The organism is Gordonia sp. UBA7599 (assembly GCA_002477755.1).
Classification (GTDB): Bacteria; Actinomycetota; Actinomycetes; order Mycobacteriales; family Mycobacteriaceae; genus Gordonia.
In genome coordinates this window covers 20,811-27,550 of sequence record DLKD01000059.1, presented here as the reverse complement: position 1 = coordinate 27,550, position 6,740 = coordinate 20,811, and the positions used below count along the sequence as shown (strand labels likewise).

8 protein-coding genes are annotated in these 6,740 nt (G+C 69.0%); 3 read left to right on the top strand and 5 right to left on the bottom strand.

Annotation, left to right across the window (positions count from 1 at the left end):
* Both B4L26_RS07500 and ppgK read right to left on the bottom strand, forming a co-directional pair.
* Positions 1 to 1,031: sigma-70 family RNA polymerase sigma factor (locus B4L26_RS07500; protein WP_290717620.1), on the bottom strand; the 1,031-nt coding region annotated here is incomplete at its 3' end.
* Positions 1,032 to 1,227: 196 nt separating this feature from the next.
* Entirely contained in the window at positions 1,228 to 2,061 is an 834-nt protein-coding gene (gene ppgK, locus B4L26_RS07495; RefSeq protein WP_290717618.1) for a polyphosphate--glucose phosphotransferase, read from the bottom strand.
* 71 nt (positions 2,062 to 2,132) lie between these two features.
* Here ppgK and B4L26_RS07490 point away from each other — a divergent pair, with 71 nt between their 5' ends.
* Positions 2,133 to 3,017 (top strand): inositol monophosphatase family protein, encoded by an 885-nt coding sequence (locus B4L26_RS07490; RefSeq protein ID WP_290717616.1) that lies wholly within the window; start codon positions 2,133 to 2,135, stop codon positions 3,015 to 3,017.
* 68 nt (positions 3,018 to 3,085) lie between these two features.
* Here the strand turns inward: B4L26_RS07490 and cei are convergent, their stop codons facing one another.
* A complete protein-coding gene (gene cei / locus B4L26_RS07485; RefSeq protein ID WP_290717614.1) occupies positions 3,086 to 3,793 on the bottom strand; it encodes an envelope integrity protein Cei in 708 nt (235 codons plus the stop codon).
* A 413-nt stretch (positions 3,794 to 4,206) separates the two neighbouring features.
* On the opposite strand from cei, the gene B4L26_RS07480 reads away from it, so the two are divergent.
* The gene (locus B4L26_RS07480) at positions 4,207 to 4,506 is read left to right on the top strand and encodes a DUF4193 domain-containing protein (protein ID WP_290717612.1); all 300 of its coding nucleotides are present in this window, start codon (positions 4,207 to 4,209) and stop codon (positions 4,504 to 4,506) included.
* A 14-nt stretch (positions 4,507 to 4,520) separates the two neighbouring features.
* Here the strand turns inward: B4L26_RS07480 and B4L26_RS07475 are convergent, their stop codons facing one another.
* Positions 4,521 to 4,817, bottom strand: coding sequence for a DUF5703 family protein (locus B4L26_RS07475; protein ID WP_290717610.1), 297 nt, complete (start codon positions 4,815 to 4,817; stop codon positions 4,521 to 4,523).
* Complete coding sequence (locus B4L26_RS07470) at positions 4,804 to 5,823, bottom strand: hypothetical protein (protein ID WP_290717608.1); 1,020 nt, start codon at positions 5,821 to 5,823, stop codon at positions 4,804 to 4,806. The genes B4L26_RS07475 and B4L26_RS07470 overlap by 14 nt, the downstream gene beginning before the upstream one ends.
* A 51-nt stretch (positions 5,824 to 5,874) precedes the next feature.
* On the opposite strand from B4L26_RS07470, the gene B4L26_RS07465 reads away from it, so the two are divergent.
* Positions 5,875 to 6,723: an undecaprenyl-diphosphate phosphatase gene (locus B4L26_RS07465; protein ID WP_290717622.1), complete on the top strand. Its 849-nt coding sequence runs from the start codon at positions 5,875 to 5,877 to the stop codon at positions 6,721 to 6,723.
* Positions 6,724 to 6,740: the final 17 nt, after the last annotated feature.

Below are 6,740 nucleotides of genomic sequence, written 5' to 3'. Positions count from 1 at the left end.
TAGTTCGAGAACTTGTAGCCGCGGCGGTAATCGAACTTGTCCACCGCCTTCATCAGGCCGATGTTTCCCTCCTGGATCAGGTCCAGGAAAGCCATGCCGCGGCCGGTGTAGCGCTTGGCCAGTGAGACGACCAGGCGCAGGTTGGCCTCCAAGAGGTGGTTCTTGGCCTTCGTGCCGTCGTAGGCGACCTCGCGCAGCGCCCGTCGCTGCGGCATCGACACCTTTTCGCCGGAGGCCTGCATCCGGGCGAGCAGTTCGGCGGCGTAGAGGCCGGCCTCGATCCGCTTGGCCAGGGCCACCTCTTCCTCTGCGTTGAGCAGCGCGACCTTGCCGATCTGCTTCAGGTAGGCGCGGACCGAGTCGGCCGAGGCGGTGAGCTCGGCGTCCTTGCGCGCCTGGCGCAGGGCTTCGGACTCCTCTTCGTCCCAGACGAAGTCGCCGGACTCCTTGCCGTCCTTGGACTCGTCCTTCTTCTCCTCGTCGCCCGCGTCCTCCGCGTCGTCGGCGTCCGCCTCAGTGCCCTCCTGCGCGTCGCCGCCGGCGATGTCGACCTCGAGGTCGTTGAGATCGACGTCGGTGTCCTCGATGTCGTCGATCGAGTCGGGGCCGTCCTCGAGCTCCGCCTCGTCACCCTGGACTTGCGGATCCTCGGGCGCGGTGACGTCTGCCCCGGCCTTCTTAGCGGCGGCCTTCTTGGCGGCTGCCTTGGCGGGTGCGGCCTTCTTGGCAGCAGCCTTGGCGGGTGCGGCCTTCTTGGCGGGCGCGGCCTTCTTCGCCGCTGCCTTAGCGGGTGCGGCCTTCTTGGCGGCTGCCTTGGCGGGTGCGGCCTTCTTGGCGGGAGCCTTCTTGGCAGGAGCGGGTGCCGCCTCCGCCGCGGTGTCCTGCGCATCGTCCGCGGTCTTCGTCGAGGCCGCCTTCCGCACCGTCTTGGATGCGACGGCGGTCAGCTTCTTGGCCGTGCTCGCCGCCTTGCCGGCCGCGGTCTTCTTCTCTGTTGCGGACGTGCGCGCGGTGGTCTTGGGGGCAGCCACGGGCAACCTTTCGAATTCGCAGAGGGGCAGCGTCGCAGTGCGGGGCTGCTGCCGGTTACGGCATACGGCCCGCGGGCTTGGGCGACGCGCATGGTGGGTCTGGGTGGTCACGCCCGGTCGATCGGCCGTCGCAACGTGTTCCATTGTAACGAAACACTCAGGTTTGATCGGTAACCACCAGGTCAGAAGCGGTGTGTCAGGGGCGCATCCCGGCTTCTGCAGCCATCGCCGCACCGACGATGCCAGCCGTGTTGCGCAGGTTCGCGGGAACCACGGGAGTGGAGTTGGTCAGCAAGGGGGTCCACTTGTGTGCCTTGCGGCTGATCCCCCCACCGACGATGAACAGCGCCGGGGAGAAGAGCATCTCGTACTCGGCGAGCACCCGGGACAGCTTGCCCGCCCAGTGCTTGTAGGACCACTCGTTGACCTCCTTGGCCCGCGAGGACGCCTGCGCCTCGGCTTCCTCGCCGTCGACCTGCAGGTGCCCCAGCTCGGTGTTGGGGAGCAGTTGGCCGCCGGGCAGCAGCACTGCCGACCCGATGCCCGTTCCCAGGGTCAGCATGATGATCACGCCGTCGACGGCGTCGTCATTCGTCCCGTATTCGACTTCGGCCAATCCGGCGGCGTCGGCGTCGTTGAGCACCGACAGCGCCGGTGACGACAAGTGCCTACCGAACAACTCGTAGGGGTCGATGCCGATCCAGGCCTTGTCGATGTTGGCCGCCGAGCGCACGATGCGGCCCGCGACGACCGAGGGGAGCGTGATCCCGACGCGCCCGGTCCATCCGAAATGGTCGACGATCTGCGCTACGGTGGCCGCCACCGCATCGGGGGTCGCCGGCTGTGGCGTGGTGATCTTGAATCGGTCGCCCACGAGTTCGCCGGTCTTCAGGTCGACGATTCCGCCCTTGACTCCGGAACCGCCCACGTCCACCCCGAATCCGTACCGTGGATCGGCGGCGTCGACGGTGATGACGACCGGCTCAGCGTCGTTTGCGGGAGATGCGGGGGCGGGGTGATCAGCGGACATGGAATCGGCCTCTCGGGTGCGCGGCGGTGGTCGGACGGCGATGGGCCAAGGCTATCGGGGACAATGGTCCGGTGACGACGCCTCCCGAAAAACGACCGAACCTGATCGACGAGCACGCGGCTGAACTGGTCGAGGTCGCCATCGAGGTCGCGCAGCGTGCGGCGGCACACGTGCGGGTGCGGCGTCCGGAACTCTTCGGTGCCGCCTCACCGCCGGCGGCGGATGCAATCCGGACGAAGTCGGCGCCCACCGATCCGGTGACCGTCGCCGACACCGAGGCTGAGGAGGTAATCCGCGCCGAGCTGGCCCGTTTGCGCCCCGGTGACGACGTTCTCGGTGAGGAGGGCGGCGGATCCCGCGAGGTCCCTTCGGGTATCCGGTGGGTGGTCGACCCGATCGATGGCACGGTCAACTTCCTCTACGGCATCCCGGCCTACGCGGTGTCGGTCGCTGCGCAGATCGATGGGCGCTCGGTCGCCGGTGCGGTCGTCGACGTCGCGCGCGAACGGACCTACCACGCGGCCGCGGGATGGGGCGCCTTCGTGACCGATGCGCACGGCACCGTCGCGCTGCACGCGAGCGCCGCGGCTGATCCGGCACTCGCACTGGTTGCCACCGGTTTTGCGTACTCGGCGCAGCGGCGGCGCGAGCAGGCGCGGATCCTTGGGGAACTGTTGCCGCAGGTGCGCGACATCCGGCGGATCGGTGCCGCTGCACTCGACCTGTGCCTGGTTGCCGAAGGGGCGGTGGATGCCCACTACGAACACGGTCTGTCGCCGTGGGATTGGGCCGCGGGCGGGCTGATCGCCGCAGAGGCCGGCGCTTTGGTCATCACCCCGCCGGCCGGATCGCGTTCGGACGCCGGTGAAGTGACCGTCGCCATCGCGCCGGCACTGGCGGCATCGCTGCGCGCCTTGCTCGACGATTGCGGCGCACTGGACCCGCTCCCGATCTGACCCGCTCCCGATCTGACCCGCTCCCGATCTGACGCGGGAGTATCCGGCGGGTCCCGTGCGGGCCGGGGTCAGCATTTGCCGGAGTGGACCGCCTTGATCAATGCAGGGTCGACACCGGTCTTCGGGTTGCGCGGATCCGCCGACCGCAGGGCTTCCAACGCCGCCTGGGCGTCGGCAGAGCGCTCGGTCCCCGTGAAGTATTCGCCGAGCGCCAAGTCGACGTCGGTCCCTTGGCGCCCGTCGATGACCAGCTGCGCGCAGGGGACGGCCAACCATAGGGCAGCTGCGCTGGCCTTCCCGCCTTCGCCGAACCGAATCTGGCCGACGCAGTTCATATCGCGATTCGGATAGAGGGGGTCGTCGCCGACTGGATTGTTCTGCGTGGGGGAGAAGCCCTGGTTCATCAGCTCATCAGCGACCGATTGTGCTTTGCCGCGCTGATTCGACGCGTTGAGGACGCGGACACCGAAGGTGGCCAGTGCCGCCGGCGCGACGTCGAGCATGTCGTCGCGGCTCATCGCCGTGAGTTTCGGCGCCGGGGCGGGCGCCGGGCCCGCCGGTGTCGGAGCGGCGGATGGGTCGGGAGTGGCCACCGAAGGTTGGTTGCAGTCGATCGGCACACGCGAGGAATCCCCGCCGGTCAGCGCGACGGACCAGACGAGCAGCCCCAGGGCGGCCAGGATGGCCGCGGCGATGATGGCGGGGGTCGGGACGCGCCGTCGGAACGGTCGGCCGTTGTGGTCCTTCGAGTAGCCGTTGGTGATTGAGGCGACCACGCGCCCGCCTTCCTGCTCGTCCCGGTCCGTCCTGGTGCGCCCACGGCATCGTGCGCGTGGGCCGCACCCCATCCTGCGAACACTGTAGCCGGGCCTCCCCGGCGGGGCGGGCACGCCGCGAGGTGAGCCGTCATTGACTTTCGGTCGGTGCCGCGCTAAATTGCGGCTGCCTCAAACAGCCAAAGCCCGTTTGACCACCGCCCTACTGTGATCGAAATCACATCCGATTCGAACCGGTACCGGGCAACAAAACCGGACTGTGCAACGTTGGAAGCGACACCGGCACGGGTCCGCTCGCATCGCCTGGAACGCTATGCACGACGTTGTGCACGATCGGGCCTACGACGCGGACGCGCCGCCGCGCCGGACCAGGGGCAGGCGCACAGGACTAACAGGGGAGAGGAAGCAGGACAATGGCCACCGACTACGACGCACCGCGACGTACCGAATCCGACGACATCAGCGAGGACTCGCTGGAGGAACTGAAGGCTCGCCGCAGCGAAGCACAGGCGGCGTCGGTCGATGTCGATGAGGTGGAGACCGCCGAGTCGTTCGAGCTGCCCGGGGCGGACCTGTCCGGCGAGGAGCTCTCGGTCCGGGTGGTCCCGAAACAGGCTGACGAGTTCACCTGTACCCGCTGCTTCCTCGTCTACCACCGCAGCCGCCTCGCGCGCGAAAAGGGCAACGAGCGCATCTGCGTCGACTGCGCGTAGCCGCCGTCGCGGCGCTACGCCGATTCGACCGCCGGCCCTGCCTCGCGCGGCACGGTTCGCGTTCGTTTGCGGCGCAGCAGCACTTTGCGCGACCCGTCCGGATAGAGCCGGGTCCGTTTCAGCTCCCAACCCCCGAATTCGGCCTGGATCGCCAGGCGCATCGCCGCGTTGATGCGCGTCACCTCCGGCGGCAGCCGCAAGACCATCGCCTCGAGGTCTTCGCCCTCCTGAAGCTCCCAGCCTGGCGGTAGCCGTCGAGTGCGCTCCCCGGGCGGGCGCTGTGCGTCGGAGGCGCCGTTATCGCCGGACAACGCGCTGCAGCCCGTCGCCGACCGCCGACAGCACGAACACGGCCCCGGAATCCGGGTCGACGGCGATGTTGTCGGGTTGGCGGACCGTGGTGAACGCGGCCCGTTCCCGGGGCTCTCCGGTGGACAGGTCGAATCCGACGACCCGGTTGGCAGCCGTCTGTGACACCCAGAGCAGGTTGGCGCGGTCGTCGTAGGCGAGCCCGTAGGGGCCGTCGGCCAGCGGGAAGCGGAACCGCATGATCAATGGGTCGCCGTAGAAGCCGAGAATCTGGCGGTCGCGCGGATTGGCCACCAGGAAGCGCCCGAAGTGGTCGGCGACCAGCGTCGTCGCTCCGTTGCCGGCGCGCAGCGCGGCCCCGCGGTCGCCGGCGTCGGGGTCGACGGTGGTGACGAGCGACTGTGCCCGGTCTAACACGACGATCTGGCGCCGGCCGTCGCGACGTGCGACGGCGACCTGGTCCACCCGCACGAGACCGCCGACGTCGTGGGTCTGCACCAGCGACGAAGACAGGACCAGCAGGTGTCCGTGCTCGGTGCCGACGAAAACCTCGCCGTCGTCGACGGCCACCGCCAGGCCGGGGCGGGCCAGCGCGGCTACCGTCGTCGTCCCCGTCGCAGAGATGCGCACCACCGATGCTGGACCGACGGCGACGAAGCCGTCCCCGTCGGCGGCGATGGCCCGCACCTGCGGACTGGCGACGACCCGCGGCGGTCGAGACGGGTCGGCTGCGTCGAACAGTGACACCGACCGTCCGTCGCGTGCGATCGCAGCCACGGTGGCACCCGGCCCCCGGGTCAGAGCCAGCGCGGTGCCCAGCCCCGGTGCGGGCACGACGGTGCCCGTGGCCGGGGCGGTGACCGGTGGGGCCGACAACGGTGTCGCCGGCGTCACCGTCGGCACGTCGGGGCGGCCGTGTTGGTTGCCCGAGCCACAGCCCGCGAGTCCGACGATGAGGACGGCGGTCGCGGCGGCGACGACGGCACGGGTGGGGTGGCGGGACGGCATGCCGACTATCTTGCCAGCCGCCCGTGAGTAGGATTGCCCGTCGTGGTTGACATGACATGGCTGCAAACCGTGGTGCTGAGCGTGGTCCAGGGACTCACGGAGTTTCTGCCCATCTCGTCGTCGGGACACCTGCTCATCGTGTCGCGGCTGTTCTGGGACACCGATGCGGGGGCTTCGTTCACCGCTGTCTCGCAATTGGGCACGGAGCTGGCCGTCCTCGTGTACTTCGCCAAGGACATCTGGCGCGTCGTCCTCGCCTGGTTCGCGGGCCTGCGCAACAGCGATGCCCGCGGAGCCGACTACCGCATCGGCTGGGCCGTCATTGTCGCGACGATCCCCATCGGCATCGTCGGCTTCGCCTTCAAGGATCTGATCCGCGACGACGTGCGCACGAACATGTACCTCACGGCATCGGTGCTCATCGCCTTCTCCGGAGTCTTCTGGCTTGCCGAGCGCTACGGCACACAGCAGCGTTCGCTCGAGCAGGTGACGATGCGCGATGCGATCACGATGGGTTTGGCGCAGTGTCTGGCGCTCATCCCCGGCGTCTCCCGGTCGGGTGCGTCGGCCAGTGCCGGATTGTTCGTCGGGCTTGACCGCGAAGCCGCATTCCGGCTGTCTTTCCTGCTCGCCATCCCGGCGGTCTTCGGTGCCGGATTGTTCAGCCTGCCCGACGCCTTCCACCCCAGCGGGGTGGGCCTGGCAGCTAGCGGCCCGCAGCTGCTGGTGTCGGTGGCCATCGCCTTCGTGGTCGGTTATGCCGCTATCGCCTGGCTCCTGAAGTTCGTCTCCCACCATTCGCTCAACTGGTTCGGCGTGTATCGGGTGGCGCTGGGCGTGGTGCTGCTGATCCTCCTGGGCACCGGCGTCGTCGCCAGCGGTCCGCTCCCTGCGGCCTGATTGCCCCGCCCGTAAGC

Excerpts from the sequence above, each read along its gene's own strand:
- ppgK (WP_290717618.1), bottom strand. The coding sequence starts at position 2,061 with ATGTCCGCTGATCACCCCGCCCCCGCATCTCCCGCAAACGACGCTGAG.
- B4L26_RS07480 (WP_290717612.1), top strand. The coding sequence starts at position 4,207 with ATGGCCACCGACTACGACGCACCGCGACGTACCGAATCCGACGACATC.
- B4L26_RS07470 (WP_290717608.1), bottom strand. The coding sequence starts at position 5,823 with ATGCCGTCCCGCCACCCCACCCGTGCCGTCGTCGCCGCCGCGACCGCC.
- B4L26_RS07465 (WP_290717622.1), top strand. The coding sequence starts at position 5,875 with ATGACATGGCTGCAAACCGTGGTGCTGAGCGTGGTCCAGGGACTCACG.